At 69.1% G+C, this 22,460-nt stretch carries 19 protein-coding genes and 1 tRNA gene; 9 read left to right on the forward strand and 11 right to left on the reverse strand.

The window, feature by feature from the left end; all coding sequences use genetic code 11:
- Positions 1 to 61: 61 nt before the first annotated feature.
- The 3 genes from pdxA (at position 62) to MMB17_RS02765 (ending at position 2,185) form a co-directional block, all read left to right on the forward strand.
- The gene (pdxA, locus tag MMB17_RS02755) at positions 62 to 1,108 is read left to right on the forward strand and encodes a 4-hydroxythreonine-4-phosphate dehydrogenase PdxA (protein WP_241100991.1); all 1,047 of its coding nucleotides are present in this window, start codon (positions 62 to 64) and stop codon (positions 1,106 to 1,108) included.
- A 10-nt stretch (positions 1,109 to 1,118) separates the two neighbouring features.
- Positions 1,119 to 1,997: a 16S rRNA (adenine(1518)-N(6)/adenine(1519)-N(6))-dimethyltransferase RsmA gene (gene rsmA / locus MMB17_RS02760; RefSeq protein ID WP_241100992.1), complete on the forward strand. Its 879-nt coding sequence runs from the start codon at positions 1,119 to 1,121 to the stop codon at positions 1,995 to 1,997.
- Between the two features lie 104 nt (positions 1,998 to 2,101).
- Positions 2,102 to 2,185 (forward strand) — tRNA-Tyr (locus MMB17_RS02765).
- Positions 2,186 to 2,313: 128 nt separating this feature from the next.
- Here MMB17_RS02765 and MMB17_RS02770 read toward each other — a convergent pair.
- The 5 genes from MMB17_RS02770 to rfbC form a co-directional block, all read right to left on the reverse strand.
- Positions 2,314 to 6,393 (reverse strand): glycosyltransferase, encoded by a 4,080-nt coding sequence (locus MMB17_RS02770; RefSeq protein ID WP_241100993.1) that lies wholly within the window; start codon positions 6,391 to 6,393, stop codon positions 2,314 to 2,316.
- Between the two features lie 222 nt (positions 6,394 to 6,615).
- Positions 6,616 to 7,506 carry a glucose-1-phosphate thymidylyltransferase RfbA gene (gene rfbA / locus MMB17_RS02775; RefSeq protein ID WP_241100994.1) on the reverse strand — a complete coding sequence of 297 codons (891 nt, stop codon included), beginning with the start codon at positions 7,504 to 7,506 and terminating at the stop codon, positions 6,616 to 6,618.
- 23 nt (positions 7,507 to 7,529) lie between these two features.
- Positions 7,530 to 8,414, reverse strand: coding sequence for a dTDP-4-dehydrorhamnose reductase (gene rfbD / locus MMB17_RS02780; RefSeq protein ID WP_241100995.1), 885 nt, complete (start codon positions 8,412 to 8,414; stop codon positions 7,530 to 7,532).
- 10 nt (positions 8,415 to 8,424) lie between these two features.
- Positions 8,425 to 9,489, reverse strand: a complete 1,065-nt coding sequence (rfbB, locus tag MMB17_RS02785) for a dTDP-glucose 4,6-dehydratase (RefSeq protein ID WP_241100996.1) — start codon at positions 9,487 to 9,489, stop codon at positions 8,425 to 8,427.
- A gap of 62 nt (positions 9,490 to 9,551) precedes the next feature.
- Positions 9,552 to 10,103: a dTDP-4-dehydrorhamnose 3,5-epimerase gene (rfbC, locus tag MMB17_RS02790; protein WP_238311896.1), complete on the reverse strand. Its 552-nt coding sequence runs from the start codon at positions 10,101 to 10,103 to the stop codon at positions 9,552 to 9,554.
- A gap of 232 nt (positions 10,104 to 10,335) precedes the next feature.
- Between rfbC and MMB17_RS02795 the strand changes: the two genes are divergently transcribed.
- Entirely contained in the window at positions 10,336 to 10,770 is a 435-nt protein-coding gene (locus tag MMB17_RS02795; protein ID WP_241100997.1) for a DUF2147 domain-containing protein, read from the forward strand.
- A 16-nt stretch (positions 10,771 to 10,786) separates the two neighbouring features.
- Here MMB17_RS02795 and alaS read toward each other — a convergent pair whose 3' ends face one another.
- The 3 genes from alaS to MMB17_RS02810 all read right to left on the reverse strand — a co-directional run bounded on the left by alaS (position 10,787) and on the right by MMB17_RS02810 (position 14,155).
- Positions 10,787 to 13,465, reverse strand: a complete 2,679-nt coding sequence (gene alaS / locus MMB17_RS02800) for an alanine--tRNA ligase (protein ID WP_241100998.1) — start codon at positions 13,463 to 13,465, stop codon at positions 10,787 to 10,789.
- A 169-nt stretch (positions 13,466 to 13,634) separates the two neighbouring features.
- Positions 13,635 to 13,931 (reverse strand): RNA-binding protein, encoded by a 297-nt coding sequence (locus MMB17_RS02805; protein ID WP_241100999.1) that lies wholly within the window; start codon positions 13,929 to 13,931, stop codon positions 13,635 to 13,637.
- Positions 13,932 to 13,948: 17 nt separating this feature from the next.
- Positions 13,949 to 14,155 (reverse strand): hypothetical protein, encoded by a 207-nt coding sequence (locus tag MMB17_RS02810; protein WP_238311985.1) that lies wholly within the window; start codon positions 14,153 to 14,155, stop codon positions 13,949 to 13,951.
- Between the two features lie 248 nt (positions 14,156 to 14,403).
- Here MMB17_RS02810 and MMB17_RS02815 point away from each other — a divergent pair, with 248 nt between their 5' ends.
- From MMB17_RS02815 to MMB17_RS02825, 3 genes are all read left to right on the forward strand, one after another.
- Entirely contained in the window at positions 14,404 to 14,541 is a 138-nt protein-coding gene (locus MMB17_RS02815; protein WP_238311900.1) for a hypothetical protein, read from the forward strand.
- Between the two features lie 89 nt (positions 14,542 to 14,630).
- Entirely contained in the window at positions 14,631 to 14,876 is a 246-nt protein-coding gene (locus tag MMB17_RS02820; protein ID WP_238311901.1) for a hypothetical protein, read from the forward strand.
- A 73-nt stretch (positions 14,877 to 14,949) separates the two neighbouring features.
- Positions 14,950 to 15,273, forward strand: coding sequence for a hypothetical protein (locus MMB17_RS02825; RefSeq protein WP_238311902.1), 324 nt, complete (start codon positions 14,950 to 14,952; stop codon positions 15,271 to 15,273).
- Between the two features lie 34 nt (positions 15,274 to 15,307).
- Here the strand turns inward: MMB17_RS02825 and MMB17_RS02830 are convergent, their stop codons facing one another.
- Positions 15,308 to 16,606 carry an LLM class flavin-dependent oxidoreductase gene (locus MMB17_RS02830; RefSeq protein ID WP_241102103.1) on the reverse strand — a complete coding sequence of 433 codons (1,299 nt, stop codon included), beginning with the start codon at positions 16,604 to 16,606 and terminating at the stop codon, positions 15,308 to 15,310.
- Between the two features lie 214 nt (positions 16,607 to 16,820).
- Here MMB17_RS02830 and MMB17_RS02835 point away from each other — a divergent pair, with 214 nt between their 5' ends.
- Positions 16,821 to 17,798, forward strand: coding sequence for an SPFH domain-containing protein (locus MMB17_RS02835; protein WP_241101000.1), 978 nt, complete (start codon positions 16,821 to 16,823; stop codon positions 17,796 to 17,798).
- Between the two features lie 13 nt (positions 17,799 to 17,811).
- Here MMB17_RS02835 and parE read toward each other — a convergent pair whose 3' ends face one another.
- Together parE and MMB17_RS02845 are read right to left on the reverse strand one after the other, a co-directional pair.
- On the reverse strand, positions 17,812 to 19,884 hold the full coding sequence (parE, locus tag MMB17_RS02840) for a DNA topoisomerase IV subunit B (RefSeq protein ID WP_420847321.1): 2,073 nt from the start codon (positions 19,882 to 19,884) through the stop codon (positions 17,812 to 17,814).
- 251 nt (positions 19,885 to 20,135) lie between these two features.
- Positions 20,136 to 21,812 (reverse strand): methyl-accepting chemotaxis protein, encoded by a 1,677-nt coding sequence (locus tag MMB17_RS02845; protein ID WP_241101002.1) that lies wholly within the window; start codon positions 21,810 to 21,812, stop codon positions 20,136 to 20,138.
- 303 nt (positions 21,813 to 22,115) lie between these two features.
- Here MMB17_RS02845 and MMB17_RS02850 point away from each other — a divergent pair, with 303 nt between their 5' ends.
- A complete protein-coding gene (locus MMB17_RS02850) occupies positions 22,116 to 22,304 on the forward strand; it encodes a hypothetical protein (RefSeq protein ID WP_238311906.1) in 189 nt (62 codons plus the stop codon).
- Positions 22,305 to 22,460 lie beyond the last annotated feature (156 nt).

Consider the following 22,460-nt stretch of genomic DNA (forward strand, 5'->3'; position numbering starts at 1 on the left):
TGGCGCGCCTCAGCGCGGGGCGACCTCACAAAGCGGACGGGATCGCTGTATGATCCCGCCCATGTCCACCGCCCCCCTCGCCCTCACCCTCGGCGACCCCTCCGGCATCGGCCCCGAGATCGCGCTCGCCGCGTGGCTGTCGCGGAGCGAGCGGGGCGTGCCGCCCTTCGTGATGGTCGGCGACCCGGATTTCCTGGAGCGGACCGCCTATCGGCTCGGCCTGTCCGTGCCGGTCGCCGAGATCGATCCGGAATATGCCGAGGAGGTGTTTCCCCGGGCGCTGCCGGTGCTGCCCCTGCCGGGCGGGACGACGGTGTCCGCGACCCCGGGCACGCCGGATTCCGGCAATGCCGGCGCGATCATCGAATCGATCACCGCCGCGGTCGATCTCGTGCGCACCGGCCGCGCCGCCGCGATCGTCACCAACCCGATCGCCAAATTCGTGCTGACCCATGTCGGCTTCGCCCATCCGGGGCATACCGAGTTCCTGGCCGCCCTGGCCACGGAGCCCGGGCGGGCGCCCCCGCTGCCCGTGATGATGATCTGGAGCGAGGCGCTGGCCGTCGTGCCGGTCACCATCCACGTCGCCCTGCGGCGGGTGCCCGACTTGCTGACGCAGGACCTCGTGGAGCGCACGGCCCGGATCGTCGCGGCCGACCTGAAGAGCCGCTTCGGGATGCCGGCGCCGCGCCTCGTGCTCGCCGGCCTCAACCCGCATGCGGGCGAGAACGGCACCATGGGCTCTGAGGATCGCGAGGTGCTCGCCCCGGCGGTCGCGGCCCTGCGCGCCGCGGGCATCGACATCCGCGGCCCGCTGCCTGCCGACACCCTGTTCCACGAGCGGGCGCGGGCGGGCTACGACGTGGCCCTGGCCCCGACCCACGATCAGGCGCTGATCCCGATCAAGACCCTCGCCTTCGACGAGGGCGTGAACGTGACCCTGGGCCTGCCCTTCGTGCGCACCTCGCCGGACCACGGCACGGCCTTCGACATCGCCGGCAAAGGCATCGCCCGACCCGACAGCCTGATCGCGGCCCTGCGCCTCGCCCGGCGCCTGGCCACCCGGCCGCCGGCGGATAACGTGACCCCCTTCCCGACCCGCCGGTGACCCGCCTTCCATGAATGCCGAATCCGTCAGTGCCGACGGCCTGCCGCCGTTGCGCGAAGTCGTGCGCCGGCACGGCCTGGAGCCGAAAAAGTCGCTGGGGCAGAACTTCCTCTACGACCTCAACCTGACCGGCCGGATCGCCCGGGCCGCCGGGCCGCTCGACGGCGTCACCGTGGTCGAGGTCGGCCCGGGTCCCGGCGGCCTGACCCGGGCGCTGCTCGCCGAGGGGGCGGGCCGCGTCATCGCCATCGAGCGCGATCCGAGGGCGCTGCCGGCGCTGGCGGAGATCGCGGCGCATTACCCCGGCCGCCTCGAGGTCGTCGATGCGGACGCCCTCGCCTTCGACCCGCGGCCGCTGATCGGCGACGGGCCGGTGCGGATCGTCGCCAACCTCCCCTACAATGTCGGCACCGCCCTGCTGACCGGCTGGATCGCCGGCGAGGCCGCGGAGGAGGCTTGGCCGCCCTGGTGGGAGAGCGCCACGCTGATGTTCCAGCGGGAGGTCGCCGACCGGATCGTGGCCGACGAGGGCGACCGGGCCAATTACGGCCGGCTCGGCGTGCTCTGCGGCTGGCGCACCCAGGCCGACATCCTGTTCGACGTGGCCCCCTCCGCCTTCGTGCCGCCGCCCAAGGTCACGTCGAGCATCGTGCACCTGCGTCCGCGGCCCGATCCCCTACCCTGCCGCCTCGGCGCCCTGGAAGCGGTGACCCGCGCCGCCTTCGGCCAGCGCCGGAAGATGCTGCGCCAGAGCCTCAAGGCGGCGACCCCCGATCCCGCCGCCCTGCTCGCCGCCGCCGATCTGCCGGAGACGGCCCGCGCGGAGGAGATTTCCGTTGCCGGCTTCGTCCGCCTCGCCCGAGCCCTCGATGCCGGCCGGACGGGCTGACGGGGCCGGGCGGGGACGAGCGTGCCGGAACGCGATCTGTGCGGTTGACACCCCTCATCCGCCCCACCATAAGGGCCTCGTTCAGCCGGGCGCCGGCTGGTGCTGGGGGAATGTCCCGAGCGGCAAAGGGGGCGGACTGTAAATCCGCTGCGTAAGCTTCGTAGGTTCGAGTCCTACTTCCCCCACCAGGATCTTCGCCTCTGACGGCGAGCGTCGCGCGCCCTTCTTCTGATCGTCTCCGTCGAATGCCGCCCCGACCGGGCGGCTTTTTCGCGTGCCGTCGGGCGGGAGGGCACCAGGCGCCCTCCCCGCGGGCTCAGGTCGCCCCGCCCTCCCCGACGAGGCCGCGATAGATCGCGGCCAGCTCCGCCGCCTGATCGGAGGCCGGCCGGATGCGCGGCGCGGTGGCCGGCGAGGTGCGGTAGCGCTGCGGATCCGCATCGATCGCGCGCAGGGCGTCGAGCAGGCCGCGGGGCGAGGACACGTCGACGATGAAGCCGTTCTCGCCCGGCGTGACGCAGCCGCCGATCGCGCCCCTGTCCGAGGCCACGACCCAGCAGCCCGCCGCGAGCGCTTCCCGCGTCACGAGACCATAGCTCTCCGGCCAGACCGAGGGCGCGAGCAGCACGTCGATCTGCCCGTACATCTCGTCCACCCGGCGCTGGGGCGTCTTGCCCTGGATCACCACCGGCGTGTTCCCCCAGATCTCCTCGCGCCGCATGTCGGACGGGAGGGAATGGTCGACGACGAGCAGTTCCAGATTCGCGAAATCCTGCGTCTGGAAGATGTTCGTGACGTGATGATAGCCCTTGTGGCGCGACAGGCCGCCGATATGGGCGAGCCGCACCCGCCCCTCGCTGCGCGGGGTCCGCATCGGCCTGGGGATGCGCGAGACGCCGTTCTCCACCACCCGGACATCCCTGAGCCCCGCGGAACGACAGACCTCCGCGAACCCCTCCGACACCGTCGTGATCAGCTTCGCCGAGCGGAGATAGCGCCGCAGCCGGCGGGCCCGGGGCGGCAGAAGAGCGCCGCCGGCCCCGTCCGGAACGACGTGATCGAGGTCGTAGAGCTGAACGTCATCATGCTCGTCGATCAGGAACTGCAGCGGCGAGATCCACCAGCCGTCATGCATGGTGATCAGGTAGGGCACGCGCTTCTCGATCGTGACGTCGACGATGGAGGTCGTGAGCCGCTGGATGCAGTGGAAATGCACCAGGTCGGGTCGGATGATGTCGAAGCAGGTCGCGAAGGCAGCGGCCATCTGCCGGTCTTCGAGGATGTGGTCGATGTCGGGCCGGTCCGCGGCGGTGATCGCGAAGACGCGGATGCCGTCCTCGACATACCAGTCGATCGCGTAGGGCTTGGGGCCGCCTTCGAGGGTGCAGATCACGTCGATCTGCCAGTCGTCGCCGAGCGCCTCCTTGAGGTCGCGCACGTTGTCGTGCACCACCCGGGTGGCCCCGCCGATCGCCTGGGGCGGATAGAACACATTGACCACGAGCAGCCGCTTGCGGATCTTCGGCATCCGCGCCTCGATGCTGCCGACGATCGCCTTGAAGGTCTCGGCCTGCGCCTCACAGGAATAGCGCTCGAGGGCCCGCTCCCGCGCCGCCGTCCCGATGGCCGTGCGCAGGGCGGCATCGGCGACGAGGCGTTCGATCGCCCGGTAGAAGTCGTCGCTCGTGTCGCAGAGCAGGCCGGTCCGGCCGTCCTCGATCACGTCCTCATGCGTGGCCGTCCGGCTCACCACGGAGGGGATCCCCATGACCGCGGCTTCGAGCCATTTGATCTCGCTCTTGCAGCCGTCGAACACCGAGTCGGACAGCACCGAGAGATTGATGTCGGCCTCGGCCAGGAACTCCCAATAGTCTTCGAGCGCCTTGACCGGTTCGAGAACGCGGATGCGCTCCTTGTAGGGCAGGAGGCTGTCGGACAGGACGATGTGCCCCATCAGGAGGAAGCGGACACGCTTGCCGAACTTCTTGGCGAGCTTGGCAATCGCGGGCTCGATGATCTCCCGGAAGTCCTGCTTGTGGGCCTTCGTGCCCGAGCCGTAGAAGACCGTGACCGGCCGGTCCGCCGCGGTGGGCCTTTCGGCCCGGTCGAAGCGGATCTTTCCCAGCGCGTTCGGATACACGAAGGCGATGCCGGTCCCCACGCGCTGCTCGACATGGTGGGCGAGGGCGCGCGTGGAGGCCATGCCGTAGTCGCACAGCGTCATCGCATGCTCGAACAGGGGCACACCGCAGGCGATCGCCGCATGCTCGAAGGCGCTGATCTGCTGCGCGTAGGAGGCGAGCGACGGCGGAAAATGTTGCGCCGAGAAGACGAGATCATCGACGTCGTAGATCGTCTGCAATCCGAGCTGACGCGTCCGGGCGATCGCTTCGATCACCTTCGGGAAGGCCGGCAGGCGATAGAAGATCACCAGATCCGTCTTCAGGAGATCGCCGAGAAACATCTCGAGCTCGGTCGCGTAGTTGTAGGCGCTGACCGCGAAACCCGCCTCGCTGAGTTGCTCGAGTTTCTGATCGATCCGGTAGTACCGGCATTGCGGCAGGTCGTATCCGCCCAGGATCGCCACGCGCCGGATGGTCCGCTGCTCGCGCGGATTGACGAGAACGGGGGTGCTCGATGCCAGCGCGGCGCGCAGCTCGTTCTGGACTTCGGCATAGTCGAGCGCCAGCGCCCTGTGCGCGGATCGCCCCCACAGGCTCTCGAAGGAGGTGCGCTGCGTTTGCCGCAGCTTGTCCCGCATGTCGACGTCGTCGGGATAGAGCTGCACGCCGCGCGACAGCACCTGGGCCGCCTCGGCATGATCGCCGAGTCGGCTCAAGCTCTCGCCGAGCATCCGGTAGGCCCAGCGTGTCCCTTTGCCGGCCGCGCAGATCCGCGCGCGGATCTGCGCGGAGGTGTAATAGTCGCCGCGCCGGAAGGCATGATCGGCACGGTGATGATCAGCGGGGCCATAGCCCGGCATACGCTGTTGTAGGTAGTGGTAGACGATATCCGCCTTCTCGAACTCCTCCTCGAGAGAGAAGGCGTTGGCGATGCTCTCGAAGAACTCCGCTACGGAGACGTCCGCGATCTCGATCAGCCGAATGTCGGGGGTACAGCAGGCGACGAGATGGCGGGCCGCCTCGGTGAGGCTGGCGCCTCGAAGATCGGGGACCAGATTGCGGTAGGCGGTCAGCTGGCGAACGACCGCATCCGGAATGGAAAACTCGAAGGTCTTCTCGAACCACGCCCGGAGATTCGGCAGCCGATTGCTGTCGGCCGGGGATCCGAGCCAATCCCGGAAGAGCTCGAGGCGCCTCAGGCGCGCCTCCTCCGAGCCGGGAGCGGCCTCATCGGACCAGTCCGAGAAATATTCCTTGCGGTAGAAATCCGGATCGAACCGCGCCCGGTCCGAGACGTTCAACCCCTGCTGCTGTCCCACCTTGCAGAAGTGGAACAGACATTCGGAGCGCCTTGCCGAGAGATCGACCGCATCTCCGGCGGCGAGGGCGTAGTATTCGTGATTGAAGAGTTCCAGGCACACGGGGTTGACGATGCCGTGGCCATGGAAAAGCTCCTCCTCCGACAGATAGACGAGGTGCTCCGCGGAGAAGCCGTGCTTGAACCGGATTTCCGACAGCACGAGGGCCGCCGGCATGCTCAGCCCGGCATCCACGCCGTAGACTTCCATCACAAAAGGCCGGCTCACCCGCATCGGCGCGTAGGAGCGGTTCTCCGGCCTGCCATGGTCGAGGTAATGCGCCAGCCCTTCGTGGGGATGCTGGATCGACTTGCACACGTCCTGATGCAGGGCGAGATAGCTTGCGAGATTGAAGTCGCTCGGCAGAAGAGCGATGTCCTCGGCCCGTCTCTTGAAGAACTGACGGCTTTCCTCCGACTGGAGCGCGGCCGGGTATTTGCGCAGAATGGCCGGATCGTAGGTCGTCACGGGCGGAAGCGGCTCGCTCAGCCCCTCGCGCTGATAGGCGCGTCCCTCCGCGCGCCCCTTCTCGAGGAAGTGGGCGATCGCTTCCGACGGCCATCGGGTCGCCCGTTTCACGTCGGGATTAAGCCGAAGATAGCTCTCGACGGAGAAATCGGACGGCAGGCGGGGATCCCGGTGCAGGCGGAGAAGGGCCTGCGTCTCGCTGGCGAAACGTCCCTCCGCGCGCCCGAAGTTCCGGTAGTGCTGCCGGAGTTCGTCGTCGGATTTGCTGGCGAGGTCGGGATAGTAGCTACGATAGAAATCGAGGTGCAGCGCCTCGTCCGCCTGCGCCGCTTCACCCCTCGGCGGGGCCTTCGCTCCCGCACTGTTCCGGAGGGCCGCCCGCCCCCGTCTCAGCGTTTTTGTGGCGATCGTCCTGACAGCGCTTCCGATGTCCTTACCTGCTACCATACTGTTGCGGGCTCCGCCCTCTGCGCTGACGATCCTCGGAAAACGTCCATAAATTGAATCGATCCGTTAGGCCATCTGCAATAAATTCCTTATCTTGCACAATACTCCTGAAAGACTTCATGTCGCCGTGCCCCGCGATCCTAGGGCAGGATTATTCTGGATGGGTCGCGGATCCGCGAAATCCATTTGTCGAGCCGGCTGACTTTCGCGGACCGGCTCCCCTCAGACCAGGCTGTCCGCCGCCGCACCGTCTCGGGCCAGCCGCAGCAGGTTCTGGCCGTAATGCGTCTTGGCGAAGAGTTCGCCCCGGGCGATGAGCTGCTGCCGGTCGATGAAGCCGCGCAGATAGGCGATCTCCTCAAGGCAGGCCACCTGAAGCCCCTGGCGGTGCTGGAGCGTCCGCACGAACTCCGCCGCCTCCAGCAGATTGTCGTGCGTGCCCGTGTCGAGCCAGGCGAAGCCGCGGGCCATGCGCTCGACATGCAGCTGGCCGCGCTCGAGATAGGCCTGGTTCACGCTGGTGATCTCCAGCTCGCCGCGATCGGAGGGTTTGACCGCCGCGGCGATGTCGAGCACCTGATTGTCGTAGAAATACAGGCCGGTGACGGCCCAGGGGCTCTCGGGCGTCTTCGGCTTCTCGACGAGGCGCAGCGGCTTGCCGTCCTTGTCCAGGGTCACGACGCCATAGGCCTCGGGATAGTCCACGTGATAGGCGAAGACCGTGGCGCCGCTCGTGCGGGCGCGGGCGCGCTGCAGCATCGCGGTCATGCCGTTACCGAAGAACAGGTTGTCGCCGAGCACCAGGGCGACGTCGTCGGTCCCGACGAAGTCGCGCCCGATGAGGAAGGCCTGGGCCAAGCCCTCGGGCCGCGGCTGCACCGCGTAGGTGAAGTTCAGGCCGAACTGCTCGCCGCTGCCGAGAAGGCGCTGATAATTGCCGAGATGCTCGGGGGAGGAGATGATCAGGATCTCGCGGATGCCGGCGAGCATCAGCACCGAGATCGGATAGTAGATCATCGGCTTGTCGTAGACCGGCAGCAACTGCTTGTTGATGGCGAGCGTGGCCGGGTGCAGCCGCGTGCCGGAGCCGCCGGCCAGAACGATACCCTTCATACGTGTTGGTTCCTTGAAGCGGGTCAGCGGGCCGGCCCCACGAGCCGGTCGAGAATGTCGTCGAGGGCGCTCTGCCAGGGCCGCGGCTGGATGCCGTAGGCCTCTGTCAGACTCGCCGTCGAGAGCTGCGAATTGGCGGGACGCCGGGCGGGTGTCGGATAGGCGCTGGTCGGGATCCCCTCGACGGGGAGGGACCGGCCGCCCCGCCGGGCGCTGCCCGCGACGATGGCCTGGGCGAAGCCGTGCCAAGTGGTCACGCCGTCGTTGACGCAGTGGAAGGTGCCGGTCGGCGCCTGCGGGTCCCGGGCGAGGCGCAGGGCGATGGTGGCGAGCGCCGCGGCGAGATCGGCCGCGGAGGTCGGGCAGCCATGCTGGTCGGCGACCACGGTGAGCGTGTCGCGCTCGCCGGCGAGCCGCAGCATCGTCTTGACGAAGTTGCCGCGATGCGGGCTCACCACCCAGGCCGTGCGCACGATGGCGTGGCGCGGATGGGCGCTGCGCACCGCCATCTCGCCCGCGGCCTTGCTGGCACCGTAGACGCTGCGCGGGCCGATCGGCGCGTCCGGGGCATAGGCCCCCTCCCCCGCTCCGTCGAAGACGTAGTCGGTCGAGACATGGACCAGGGGGATGCCGGCCCGGGCCGTCGCCGCCGCCAGATAGGCCGGAGCCAGGGCGTTGAGGCGCCAGGCCGCCCCGACCTCGCTCTCGGCCTTGTCGACCGCCGTGTAAGCCGCGGCATTGATCACCGCCGCCCAGGGCCGCTCGGCCACGGTCGCCGCGACCGCCGCCTCATCGGTGATGTCGAGGCTAGCCCGGTCCGGGGCCGAGAGGCGCACGCCCTCCGGCCATGGAAAGGCCTGGAGCTCGGTGCCGACTTGGCCCGCACCGCCGAGGATCAGGATCTCCATGGGCGTCGCGTCAGGCGCTCTTGCGGGCCGGGGCGAGGCCGAGGCGCTCGCCGGAATAGCGGCCCTCGCGGATCGGGCGCCACCAATCCTCGTTGTCGAGATACCATTGCACCGTGTCGACCAGCGCCTCCTCGAACACCTTCGTGGGTGCCCAGCCGACCTCGGCCTCGGCCTTGGAGGGGTCGATCGCGTAGCGCCGGTCATGGCCCGGGCGGTCGGCGACGAAGGCGATCAGGCGCTCGTGCGGCCCGTGCTCGGGGCGCAGCCGGTCGAAGGCCGCGCAGAGCGCCTTCACCACGGCGAGGTTGTTGCGCACCGAACGGCCGCCGAGCAGGTAGGTCGCGCCGAGCCGGCCGCGCTCGAGCACCGCGACGAGGCCGCGGGCGTGATCCTCGACATGGATCCAGTCCCGCTCGTTCAGGCCGTCGCCGTAGACCGGCAGGCTCTTGCCCTCCAGGGCGTTGAGGATCATCAGCGGGATCAGCTTCTCGGGGAAGTGGCGCGGCCCGTAATTGTTGGAGCAGTTCGTCACCAGCACCGGCAGGCCGTAGGTCTCGTGCCAGGCCCGCGCGAGATGGTCCGAAGCCGCCTTCGAAGCCGAGTAGGGGGAGCGCGGGTCGTAACGGCTGTCCTCCGTGAAGAAGCCCCCAGGCGGCAGCGAGCCGTAGACCTCGTCCGTCGACACATGAAGGAACCGGAAGGCCGCCTTCGCCTCGCCGGTCAGGCCCTCCCAGTAGGTGCGGGCGCCGTCGAGCATCACCTGAGTGCCGATCACGTTGGTGCGCACGAAGGCGCCCGGGTCGGTGATTGAGCGGTCGACATGGCTCTCGGCGGCCAGATGCATCACCGCGTCCGGCTTGAAGTCGGCATAGAGGGCATGGACGGTCGCCGGATCGCAGATGTCGCCCTCCACCAAACGGTGATGGGGACTGCCCTCGAGCGGCTTCAGGGAGATCGGATTGGCCGCATAGGTCAGGGCGTCGAGGGTGGCGACCTCATGCCCGAGATCCTGCACCAGGTGCAGCACCAGAGCCGAGCCGATGAAGCCGCAACCGCCTGTCACGATGATACGCATCGCTCTCTTTCCCCCCTGAAATCGCGCTGGCCCCGTCGCCGTACCGGCGGGCGATCACCGGCCTAGAACACGGTTCCGAGCGCGGCGAGCCGCGGCGCGACCTTGTCTTTGCCCGAGAGGATCGCCTCCGCTTCGGAGACCGGCCAGTCGATGCCGATCTCGGGATCGTTCCAGAAGAGATTCCGGTCGTTCTCGGGGCTGTAGTAAGCATCCACCTTATAGGCGACCATCGTGTTCGGCTCCAGGGTGCAGAAGCCGTGCGCGAAACCGGCCGGCACGAAGAGCTGTTCGCCACTCTCCGCGTCGAGGCGCACCGCCACATAGCGGCCGAACGTCTCGGACTTGCTCCGGATGTCGACAACCACGTCGAGAATGCTGCCGGCCAAGACGCGGACCAGTTTGGCCTGGGCGGCAGGCGGCGTCTGGAAGTGCAGGCCCCTGACCGTGCCGCGCGGCGCGGAGAAGGACTGATTGTCCTGAACGAAGACGTTGTGAATGCCGGCCTCGGCGAGCTGATCGACCCTGAACGTCTCGGAGAACCAGCCGCGATCGTCACCGAAGCGCTTCGGGATGACCCGCTTCACCGCGGGAATCTCAGTCTCGATGACGCGCAATAGATTGCTCTCTCGCTCAGCGTTGCCGCATCAGGCCGTGCCGGGCCGGCGATCCGCCCCCCGATGATGCACCGCACCCACTGCCCTTGATCGCCCCAAAGCGGGCGAAGTCAAGGCACAGCGGTTCCGGCACGCGGCCGGCCCAGCCTTGCGGGCCGGAAGCTCGGCGGTCTATCCGGTGGCGAGCCGGCGACCACGTTTCAACAAGGCCGGCCTCGAGGGAGGATGCACCATGGCCCGCTGCGCCGGAACCGTCGGCCTTGTCCGTTCCACCGCCGTCGCCCTCTGCCTCGGCCTCTCGGCGGGATCCGCCCTCGCGCAGAAGGCAGCGGATCCCAGCGGCCTCTGGCTCACCGAGACCAAGGGCTCGCGGGTGAAGATCGCCCCCTGCGGTGCGGGCTATTGCGGCACGCTGGCCAGCATCGGCGGCGGCGAGCTCGACGTGAACAACCCGGATCCGGCGCTGCGCAGCCGCAAGCTCGTCGGCATCCAGATCCTCGACGCGCGCACCCCCGCCTCGGGCAGCTACGAGGGTAGCCTCTACAACCCGAAGGACGGGAAGACCTATTCGGGCAGCCTCACACCCAAGGGACCCGACACCATCGAGGTGGCGGGCTGCGTGCTCGGCGTGCTCTGCAAGCGCCAGACCTGGACCCGGGTGCGGTAAGCCTCGGCCGGGGCGTTCAGGCCGCGGCCAGCGCCTCCGCGATAGCGTCGAGGGCCGCACTGGCCCCGGCGCCGTTGGGGCCGCCGGCCTGGGCCATGTCGCGACGCCCGCCGCCGCCCTTGCCACCGAGATGACCGGCGCCCGCGCGGACCAGTCCGACCGCGTCGTAGCGCTCCGTCAGATCCTCGGTGACGCCGACGACGAGGCCAGCCTTGCCGTCCGGCGCGACGCCGACGATGGCGACGATGCCGGAGCCGAGGCGGCTCTTGCCCTCGTCAGCGAGGCCCTTCAGGTCGCGCATCTCTACGCCCTCGACCACCCGGGCCATCAGCTTCACGCCGTTGACCTCGCGCGCGGCATCGCCCTCTCCGGCGCCGCCGCCCATGGCGAGCTTCTTGCGCGCATCCGCGAGTTCGCGCTCCAGTCGGCGCCGCTCCTCGATCAGGGCGGCGAGACGGTCCGAGACGTCGGCGACCGGGGCCTTGAGCTGGCCGGCGAGCGCGGCGAGCGCGCGGGATTCCTCCGCCCGGTGGCGGCGGGCGGCGTTGCCGGTCATCGCCTCGATGCGGCGCACACCGGCGCCCACGGCGCTCTCGCCGAGCACGGTGATCTGGCCGATATCGCCGGTGCGGCTCACATGCGTGCCGCCGCAGAGCTCGATGGAGAAGTTCGGCAGGCGGCCGCCTTCCACGAGCGCCCCGTCGTCGTCCACCGGCTTGCCCATGGAGACCACGCGAACCTCGTCGCCGTATTTCTCGCCGAACAGGGCGCGGGCACCGGACTCGATCGCCTCGTCCACCGCCATCAGCTTGGTCACCACCGGGGCGTTCTGCAGGAGGACCGCGTTGGCGATCTCCTCGACCCGGGCGAGTTCCGCCGGCTCGATCGGCTTGGGATGGCTGATGTCGAAGCGCAGGCGCTCGGGCGCGACGAGCGAGCCCTTCTGGGCGACGTGGTCGCCGAGCACCTGGCGCAGGGCCTCGTGCAGGAGGTGCGTCGCCGAGTGGTTGGCGCGGATCGCGGCGCGGCGGCCGTGATCGACCTTCAGCTCGACCGCATCGCCCAGGGAGAGCATGCCCTCATCCACCGTGACGTGATGCACGAACAGGTCGCCGAGCTTCTTCTCGGTGGCGGTCACCCGCGCCTTCAGGCCGGGCGCGCCGATCGTGCCGGTATCGCCAACCTGGCCGCCGGACTCGCCGTAGAACGGGGTCTGGTTGACGACCACGAGCCCGGTCTCGCCGGCCCGCAGCGCCTCCACCTCGGCCCCCTCGCGGATCAGCGCACCGACCACGCCCTCGGCCTCCTCGCTCTCGTAGCCGAGGAACTCGGTGGCGCCGGTACGCTCTTTGATTCCGTACCAGACCGTCTCGGTGGCCGCCTCGCCGGAGCCGGCCCAGGCGGCGCGGGCGGCGGCCTTCTGGCGCTGCATCGCGGCCGAGAACGCCTCCGTGTCCACGCCGATGCCGCGGGACTTGAGCGCGTCCTGGGTCAGGTCGAGGGGGAAGCCGTAGGTGTCGTAGAGGGTGAAGGCGGTCTCGCCGGACAGGTTCTGGCCGGCGGTGAGATCGCGGCTCTCCGCGTCGAGGATCGACAGGCCGCGCTCCAGCGTCTTGCGGAAGCGGCTCTCCTCCAGGCGAAGGGTCTCGGAGACGAGGGATTCCGCACGGGCCAGCTCGGGGAAGGCCTGACCCATCTCGCGCACCAGGGTCGGGACGAGGCGGTACATCACCGGCTCGCGGGCGCCGAGCAGTTCGAGGTGGCGCATGGCCCGGCGCATGATCCGGCGCAGCACGTAGCCGCGGCCCTCGTTGGAGGGCAGGACGCCGTCGGCGATCAGGAACGAGGTCGAGCGCAGGTGGTCGGCGACCACGCGGTAGGAGGCCACCGTGGCCGGATCCGGCGCCCGGGACACCGCATGGGCGACGGCGTCGATCAGCGCGCGGAACAGGTCGGTGTCGTAGTTGGAATGCACGCACTGGAGGATCGCGGCCATGCGCTCCAGGCCCATGCCGGTGTCGATCGAAGGCCGCGGCAGGGGATTGCGCACCCCCGGCTCGACCTGATCGTACTGCATGAAGACGAGGTTCCAGAACTCCAGGAAGCGGTCGCCGTCCTCGTCCGGGGAGCCGGGCGGGCCGCCGGCCAGCGCCGGGCCCTGATCGATGAAGATCTCCGAGCAGGGGCCGCAGGGGCCGGTATCGCCCATCTGCCAGAAATTGTCCGACGTCCCGATCCGGATGATCTTCTCGTCGGAGAAGCCGGCGATCTTCCGCCAGAGGCCGGCGGCCTCGTCGTCATCCGCGTAGACGGTGACGAGCAGGCGCTCCGGGGACAGGGCGAATTCCTTGGTGATCAGCGTCCAGGCGAACTCGATCGCATCGGCCTTGAAGTAGTCGCCGAAGGAGAAATTCCCCAGCATCTCGAAGAAGGTGTGGTGGCGGGCGGTGTAGCCGACATTGTCGAGGTCGTTGTGCTTACCGCCGGCGCGCACGCATTTCTGCGAGGAGGTCGCCTTGACGTAGGGGCGCTTCTCGATCCCCGTGAAGACGTTCTTGAACTGCACCATACCGGCGTTCGTGAACATCAGGGTGGGGTCGTTCTTCGGCACCAGCGAGGACGAGGGAACCACCGTGTGGCCGGCCTTGCCGAAGTAGTCGAGGAAGGTCGACCGGATCTCGTTGACGCCGCTCATCGCTCAGAAAGGTTCGATCTGGATGCCCGGGCCGCGAAAGCCGCCCCGTTTGGGCCCTCATACGGTGCGGGCGGCCCCGAGTCACGGGAGCATTTCCGCAGAGGCTCCGGCCGCCCCTGTCCCGGGCGCCGGAGCGCCGGCGCGGAACCGTCCGAGAGAGCGCGCGCGCTCAGCCCTCGTCGCCGGCGATCTCCGCCTTGGCGTCGGCGACGAGACGGGCGAGGCCGGCATCGACCTCCTCGCCGAGCATGATCTGCTCCGCCCTGGTCAGGTCCGTGGCCCAGCGGCCACTGGCGAATCCCTCCTGACAGCGCACCCGCTCCGCCTCGATGGCGGCCTCGGTCTCCGGCCCGGCGACCCGCATCGCCTGCACGAAGCCGAACCAGGCGGCGCGCTCCACCACGGCGAGGCGGGCGCGCAGGCGGATAGCTGCGGCCTTGTCGAGGCCGATCTCGTCGGAGGACATCGCGGAGGATCCGGGGCTCAGCGGCGCTGTTCGCAGCGGGTTTTCACGTAGGTCGTCTTGTCCTCGCCATGGCCCGCGCTGGCCGCGAGCACGGGGCCCTGGATCAGGCATTCCTGAAGCGAGTGCGCCGGCCCCGTGATGACGTCGAGGGCCGTCTCGCGCGAGCAGTCGGGAGCCTGGACGGAAGCGGCGCAGACCAGGGCGACGACGAGGATCGAATTCATCATGCGGCGGTCATCCTCTTCGGCGAGATCGTTCCGAAGAGGCGCCTGCCACCACGGTCCGTTGCAGGATAACCGGCAAAGCGCCTGCACGGCGCCTGTCTTTCGGCCATCCATTCCTGCGTCACACCACCGCGGACGGACCCGGAGCGGCGGCCGACGCTTCTCGAGGCGCACCGGCACGCTTCGTGCAACATGTTTCCCGCGGGCGACTTGTCCTCACGACGCCGCACCACGCCGGGACCGCCGCCATGCGCATCCGCACGCAGGTCACCTCCGACGGAATCTGGACCGTCTTCGTGGACGAAGATCTCTGCATCAGTGGCCTGACGGGGCCGGAAGCGGAAGCGTTCCTGGCGGCGTTCAACCGCGTCTCCGCAAGTCACTGAAATGACACACGAAAATCATCTGCCCCAAAAAAGTCGCAAGCCGGGCCTGTCTTCCGCAACTCATGCAAGGTCGTTGCGAGGAGACGGCGATGTCTTTCGAAGTGATCTTCACGCAGTCCGCCCAGGAACTGGTCGAAGGCCGCGGTGATCTCCCCGATCTCGAAGAACGGGCCCGAGACGCGATTGCGGAACTGCCTGGAGAAGGACTGGAAGCGCTGGAGCGGCACCTGTTCCATGCCTTCGCGCTGGATGACGGCACCGAGATCATCTGCTCGCTGACCGGGGCCGGCGCCGTGCGCGTCGATGCCTGCGAGGCGGAAGCGGAGGCCGCCTGAGGCGGCCTTTGCCGGAACCGGGCGGCCCGCCCCGAGCTTCCTCCGACCGTCGGAAACGAAAACGGAGGAAACGATGTCCGAGGAGACGGTCGGAGTCTCGGCGGAATTCCCGACCCTGGAGGCCGCACATGCGGCCCGCGACCGGCTCGTCCGGTCGGGGTTCGCCCGCAACAGCATCACGATCGAGCGGGACGAGGAGGAGCTCGTCGTCTCGATCCCGGTGCGGCCGGAGAACCGGCGGCGCGCCGCCCGCATCCTGAGGGGCTCCGAGATCCTGGAGACCGTGCGGCATCGCGGCGGCGAGGCGGCCGGCACCCTCGGCGGCGTGCCGGTGCTGGCCCTGGCGATCGCGGGTCTGGCCGGCTTCGCCCTCTACGGGCTCGCCAACCGCCGCTGATCCGCCTCACCCCCGAAGCGGATTCGGGCCTCGCTCACGCGCCCGGCGGGAAGAACCGGTTCGCCGGGCGCGGCAGGCCGAGATGGTCGCGCAGCGTGTGGCCCTCGTACTCCGTCCGGAACAGGCCGCGGCGCTGCAGTTCCGGCACGACCTGATCGACGAAGGCGTCGAGCCCCTCCGGCACGAAGGGAAACATCACGTTGAAGCCGTCGCAGGCCTCGCCCTCCAGCCATTCCTGCATGTGGTCGGCGATCTGGGCGGGGGTGCCGACGAAGCTGAGCCCGCCATAGCCGCCCACGCGCTGGGCGAGCTCGCGCACGGTGGCGCCGGTCTTGCGGGCATAGGCCACGATCTGGGCCTGACCGCTCTTGCTCGCATTCGTCTCCGGAATCTCGGGCAGCGGCGCGTCGAGGTCGAAGCCGGAGGCATCGGTCCCGAGCCGCACCGAGAGATTGGCGAGCCCGCTCTCCACCGGTACCAGGGCGTCGAGGCGGGCCTTCTTCTCCTGGGCCTCCGCCTCGCTCGCGCCCACCACCACGAAGGCGCCGGGCAGGATCTTGAGATGGGCCGGGTTGCGCCCGGCCCGGGCCATGCGGCCCTTCACGTCGGCGTAGTATTCCTGCCCCGCCTCCAGCCGCGAGGCCGAGCCGAACACCATCTCCGCGGTCTCCGCCGCGATCTGCCGCCCGGCCTCGGAGGCCCCCGCCTGCACGATCACCGGCCAGCCCTGGACCGGCCGGGCCACGTTGAGCGGCCCCTTCACCTTGAGGAATGCGCCCTTGTGGTCGAGGGTGTGGAGCCTGTCGGGGTCGAAATAGAGCCCCTGCTCCACATCCCGCAGGAAGGCGTCGTCGGCCCAGGAATCCCACAGGCCGGTCACCACGTCGAAGAACTCGCGGGCGCGCTGGTAGCGGGTGGCGTGGTCGAGATGGGCGTCGCGCCCGAAATTCAGGGCCTCGTCCGGATTGCCGGAGGTGACGAGGTTCCAGCCCGCGCGGCCCTTCGAGATATGGTCGAGCGAGGCGAACTTGCGGGCGATGTGATAGGGCTCGTTGTAGGTGGTGGAGGCGGTGGCGATCAGCCCGATCCGCTCCGTCACCATGGCCAGCGCCGGCAGCAGGGTCAGCGGATCGAAGGAGGTGACGGTCGCCGAGCGCTTCAGGGCTTCGATTGGCATGTTCATCACGGCGAGGTGGTCGGCCATGAAGAAGGCGTCGAACTTGCCCGATTCCAGCTTGCGCGCGAAGCGCACCAGATGCTCGAGGTTGAAGTTCGCGTCCGGGAAGCCGCCGGGATAGCGCCACCAGGCGGTGTGGATGCCGATAGGGCGCATGAAGGCGCCGAGATGCAGTCTCTTTCGCTGAGGGCTTGAGTTCACGCTGGCCTCCGGCGTCCCGATCGCTTCGAGGCTTCCGATATGTTGCGCGGAAGGCGGCTGGCCAACCGGGGCCGCGGGCGCGCACACGCACGGCAGACCTGCGCCGGCCGGGTCATGATGCGGCCCCGCCCTGACCGATTTCCGTCCCGAGACCCGTAGGGAGACCCGCATGACAGGCCCCGCCACCGCGCCCCACGCCACGCAGGACGTGCCCTATCGCGCGCTCAACGGCTGGTGGGCGCTCCTGCTGTCCCTGCCCTGCCTGGCCTTCGGCGCCCTGTTCTTCCTCGGCGGCCTCGGCACGCTGCTCGGGCGGGGCAGCAGCGGCGTGGCCTTCCTCGGGGTCGCCGTGCTCGCCGGCCTCACCGGCCTGGTGCTGCTCGCCGGGCTCATCACCCTGAAGCCCCGCCAGGCCGCGGTGCTCACCCTGTTCGGGCGCTATCACGGCACCATCGCCCGGGACGGCTTCTGGTGGCGCAACCCGCTCACCGCGGTCGCCAAGGTCTCCCTGGCGACGGAGGCGCAGGAGACCAAGATCATCACGGTCAACGACCTGATGGGCAACCCGATCACCATCGCGGCCGCCGCGATCTGGCGCGTGCAGGACGCGGCGCGGGCCACCTTCGATGTCGGCAGCTACCGGGACTTCGTCTCGCTCCAGGCGGAGGCGGCCCTGCGCAACATCGCCTCGACCCGGCCCTACGACCACGAGGAGGCGGAGAATCTCGGCCAGGAGGCCGGCGACGCCAAGCGCCGACTCGCGGAGAAGGCCACCCGGGTCGCCTCCCTGCGGGCCGATCGCGACGCCATCCATGCCGACCTGATCGGCGAGCTCGGCCAGCGGGTCGGTGTGGCGGGCGTCATCGTCGAGGACGTGCGGCTCACCCATCTCGCCTATGCGCCGGAGATCGCCGGCGCCATGCTCAAGCGCCAGCAGGCGGGCGCCATCATCGCGGCCCGCCGCCAGATCGTGGAGGGCGCGGTCGGCATCGTGCGCGACACCATCGCCCGCCTGGAGCAGCCGGAGGACGGCCGCCCCGGCATCCCCTTCGACGAGCAGGGCCGCGCCAGCATGGCCCAGACCATGCTGATCATGATCGTCGGCGACCGCGAGGCCACGCCGGTGGTGAGCGTGGGGAAGGGGTAGGGCCTGAGCCGTCTCAGATATCCAGCTCCGCCCCGTCCGCGAACGCGGCCCGCTCCTGGATGAAGGCGAAGCGGGCTTCCGGCTTGTTGCCCATCAGGCGGTCCACCGTGTCGCCGGTGGATTCCCGGGCCTCGTCGAGGACCGCGACGCGCAGCAGCGTGCGCTTCTTCGGGTCCATCGTCGTCTCCTTGAGCTGCGCGGGCATCATCTCGCCCAGGCCCTTGAAGCGGCCGATCTCGACCTTGCCGTTCTTGAACACGGTCTTGATGAGCTGATCCTTGTGGGCGTCGTCGCGGGCATAGGCCGTCTTGGTGCCCTGCTGCAGGCGGTAGAGCGGCGGGATCGCGAGATAGAGGTGGCCCTTGTCGATCAGCTTCGGCATCTGCCGATAGAAGAAGGTGATCAGGAGCGAGGCGATGTGGGCGCCGTCCACGTCGGCATCCGTCATGATGATCACCTTCTCGTAGCGAAGGTCTGCATCACGGAAATTCGCCCCTGTGCCGCAGCCGAGCGCCAGGGTCAGGTCGGAGATGAGCTGGTTGGCGCCGAGCTTGTCGCGGGAGGCCGAGGCCACGTTCAGGATCTTGCCGCGCAGGGGCAGGATCGCCTGGGTGGCGCGGTCGCGGGCCTGCTTGGCGGAGCCGCCGGCCGAGTCGCCCTCGACGATGAAGATCTCCGAGCCGGCGGTGCCGGCGGCCGAGCAATCGGCGAGCTTGCCGGGAAGCCGCAGCTTCCGGGTCGCGGATTTGCGGGCGACCTCCTTCTCCTGGCGGCGGCGCAGGCGCTCCTCGGCCCGGTCGATCACCCAGTCGAGCAGCTTGTTGGCCTGGGCCGGCGAGGCGGCGAGCCAATGGTCGAAGGCGTCGCGCACGGCGGTCTCGACGATGCGCGAGGCCTCCACCGTGGCGAGCTTGTCCTTGGTCTGGCCCTGGAATTCCGGCTCGCGGATGAAGACCGAGAGCATGGAGGCGCAGGTCGCCATCACGTCGTCGGTGGTCACGGCCGTCATGCGCTTGGCCTGGTTCACGCGCTCGGCATGCTCGCGGAGCGCCCGGAGAAGGGCGACGCGCAGGCCGCTCTCGTGGGTGCCGCCCTCGGGCGTCGGGATCGTGTTGCAGTAGGAATGCGAGACGCCGTCCTCGGCCACCATCCAGGCCACGGCCCATTCGAGGGAGCCGTGGGAGCCGGGCTTGGTCACCTTGCCGGCAAAGATTGCGTCGGTGACGAGCTCCTTGCCCTCGATGTCGCGGGCGAGATAGTCGCGCAGGCCGCCGGGGAAGCGGTGCACGGCCTCGGCGGGCACGTCCTCAAGACCTTCGAGAAGGGAGGGCGCGCAGCGCCAGCGGATCTCGACGCCGCCGAACAGATAGGCCTTGGAGCGGGCCATCTTGAACAGGCGGCGGGGGTCGAACTTCAGCGAGCCGAAGATCTGCGCATCCGGGTGGAAGCGCACCCGCGTGCCGCGGCGGTTCTGCACCCGGCCCACCGTCTCCAGCGGGCCCTGGACGTGGCCGCGGGAGAAGCACTGGCGGTAGAGGGTCTGGTTGCGGGCGACCTCGACCTCCAGCACGTCGGAGAGGGCGTTCACCACGGAGATGCCGACGCCGTGCAGGCCGCCGGAGGTCTCGTAGACCTTCGAATCGAACTTACCGCCGGCATGCAGCGTGGTCATGATGACCTCGAGCGCCGACTTGCCGGGGAATTTCGGGTGCGGGTCCACGGGGATGCCGCGGCCATTGTCGGTGACGACGAGGGTGCCGCTCTCCTCCAGCTCCACCTCGATGAAGCTGGCATGGCCCGCCACCGCCTCATCCATGGAATTGTCGATCACCTCGGCGAAGAGGTGGTGGAGCGCCCGCTCGTCGGTGCCGCCGATATACATGCCCGGCCGGCGCCGCACCGGCTCCAGCCCCTCCAGCACCTCGATGGCCGAGGCGTCGTAGCCGGCCTCGGCCGATTCGGGCACAGCCGGCACGGGGGCGAGCTTGCGCCGCCGCTCGGCCGCCGGGTCGGAGATCCTGTCCTGCGCCGATATGTCGGCCGGCGCCTTGCCGGCGCCGAACAGATCGCGGGCGGGGTCGCTCACGCGCGGTCTCCGGGCATCTCGGGTCGATCGTGCTGCATGCGCCTTCATCCTTCTTCTTGTACCGGAACAAACCGGAAACAAAAAGACCTCCGCCGGGGAGGCGGAGCTTGTCATCGTCTCGGACCTCGTCCGCGCGCTCCCCTCGGGAGGGCGGATCCGGTGCTCGCTCGAACGCCGTCTCATATCACGGCGCCGGACCCGGCCCAGGCAGGGGAACACATGGGCCGGATGCGGTTTCGGGGCGCCGCGCCTCAGGCGGCGCGGACGCTCCCGAGGAAGCGGGTCATCTCGGCGCCGAGATGCTCGGCCTGCTGCGCCAGCGCGGAGGCCGAGGCCAGGACCTGGGTGGCGGCGGAGCCGGTCTCCTCGGCCGCGCCCGCGACGCCCGCGATGTTGTGCGTCACCTCGCCGGCCCCCATGGCCGCCTGGGCGACGTTGCGCACGATCTCCTGCGTCGCCGCGCCCTGCTGCTCCACCGCGGCGGCGATGGTGGTCGCCACCTGGCTGATCTCGCGGATGCGCCCGGCAATCCCGCCGATCGCCTCCACTGCCTGGTCGGTCGAGCCCTGGATCTGCGCGATCTGGCGGCCGATCTCCTCCGTGGCGCGGCCGGTCTGGCTCGCGAGTTCCTTGACTTCACTCGCCACCACCGCGAAGCCGCGCCCCGCCTCCCCTGCCCTGGCCGCCTCGATCGTGGCGTTCAGCGCCAGCAGATTGGTCTGGCCGGCGATGGTCGAGATCAGGTTGACCACGTCGCCGATGCGGGCGGCGGCCTGGGACAGGTCCTGCACGAGCTGCGCGGTCTGGTTGGCCTCGCCCACGGCGATCCGGGCGAGATCGGCGGAGCTGCCGACCTGGCGGCCGATCTCGTCGACGGAGGTGCCGAGCTCCTCCGCCGCAGCGGCCACCGCGTTGACGTTGGTGGCAGCCTCTTCCGCGGCAGCCGCGACGCTGGTCGATTGCGCCGCCGTCTCCCCCGCAGTGGCGCTCATGGTCTGGGCGGTGCCCTGCAGATCCCCCGCAGCGGCTCCGAGGCGCGCCACGATTCCGCCCACGGCCGCTTCGAAGCCGTCCGCGAGTTGTCTCATCCCGGCCTTGCGCTGCTCTTCGGCCGAAGCGCGGGCCGACACGGTCTCGGCCTCCAGCTGCCTGGTATGGAGGAGGTTCTCACGGAAGACCCGGATGGCGGCGGACATCTCGCCGATCTCGTCCCTGCGCTGACCGTAGGGGATGTCGAACGCGGTGTCGCCGCCCGCCAGCCGCCGCATCGCCACCGTCATCCGACCGATCGGACGGGACACGCCCGTGAAGGAATAGGCCGCCGCGCCGAGCGCCGTCAGGAGAGCAAGGGAGAGCATGATCAGCGTCGTGCGCCAGGCGGAGGCCTGCTCCGAGCGGATCGCGGCATCCGCGGCGCGGCTCGCCGCGAGGTTGATCTCGACGAGCTTCGCAGCCGCAGCGGTGACGGCGAGGTAACGGACCTGCATCGGCCCGGTGAAGAAGGCCATCGCCTCGGCTTGGCGATCCGCAGGGAAGGCGCGCAGCTCATCCCAATCCGTTTTGACGGCGTTCAGCTTGATCTGCAGGTCCTCGTAGATCGCCTGTTCCTCGGGCGAGACGATGAGCGCGCGGTAACCGTCGACCTTGGCATTGCGCTCGCGGATCATGTCGGTGACCTTGGCCGCACTCTGCGTTTTCCCGCTCTCGTCCAGCGCCGTCATGTAGCGGAACTGCCAGAGGCGCGTGCGCACGACGAGGATGTTGATGGCGTTCGCCTCGTTCATCGAAGGGATGGTGTTGTCGAGGAGTGCTGTCGTCTGGCCGCCGATCGCCTCCAGCTTCACCAGCGCCATCACACCCTGCGCCACCGACAGCACGAGCATGATCGCGAAGAGCCCAATTAGACTCTGCTTCAGCGAGACCTTCATCGTGAACCATTCGTAAAAAGATAATGCAAATTATCGTGCATTGCGGGAGTTAACGGCAATCTAAGACGACAACTCGAACCGGGAGTCGTCTCGCGATCCCCCCGCGGAGTCGACCGGCAGACCGTGCGGATGTCGTGGTCCGATGCGGCCCCGGACACCGTAGGGTCTCATGTCCGGAATGGCGCAGGGCATGGCTAATGAAAGGTTGCCGAGCGGGGGCGTTCAGGAACCTCTCAGGTGTTTGCGCGTTGCATCTCCAATGCTTAAGCTTGCGGCCGGCCCGCCAGCCAGGGAGATTCAGCCATGACCTCCGCCGCCGCACATGCGCGTCACCTCTCGCTGCTGCGCTTCGAGCAGGCGGCCGGCGAAGCCTTCGGCTGTCCGGTGGAGGCCGAGCCCCTGTCCCGGCCCTCGCTGTTCCTGACCCCCACGACTATCGCCTTCGCCACAGTCGCCACCGCGGTCGTCGCGACGATCGGGTATCTGGTCTGATCGCCCGTTCGTCGCGAGCACGGCAAGCCAAGCGAGGCCGTATCCGAAGAGATATGGCCAGCCATGCTGCGCAGGCTTTGGGCAGCTGAAGCGTGCACACGAGGGCGGTCGCAGGAAACTCGGTGTCATCACCGTCCCGATGACCGTGACCGGCAG

The sequence above is a fragment of the Methylobacterium organophilum genome (assembly GCF_022533465.1).
Classification (GTDB): Bacteria; Pseudomonadota; Alphaproteobacteria; order Rhizobiales; family Beijerinckiaceae; genus Methylobacterium; species Methylobacterium organophilum.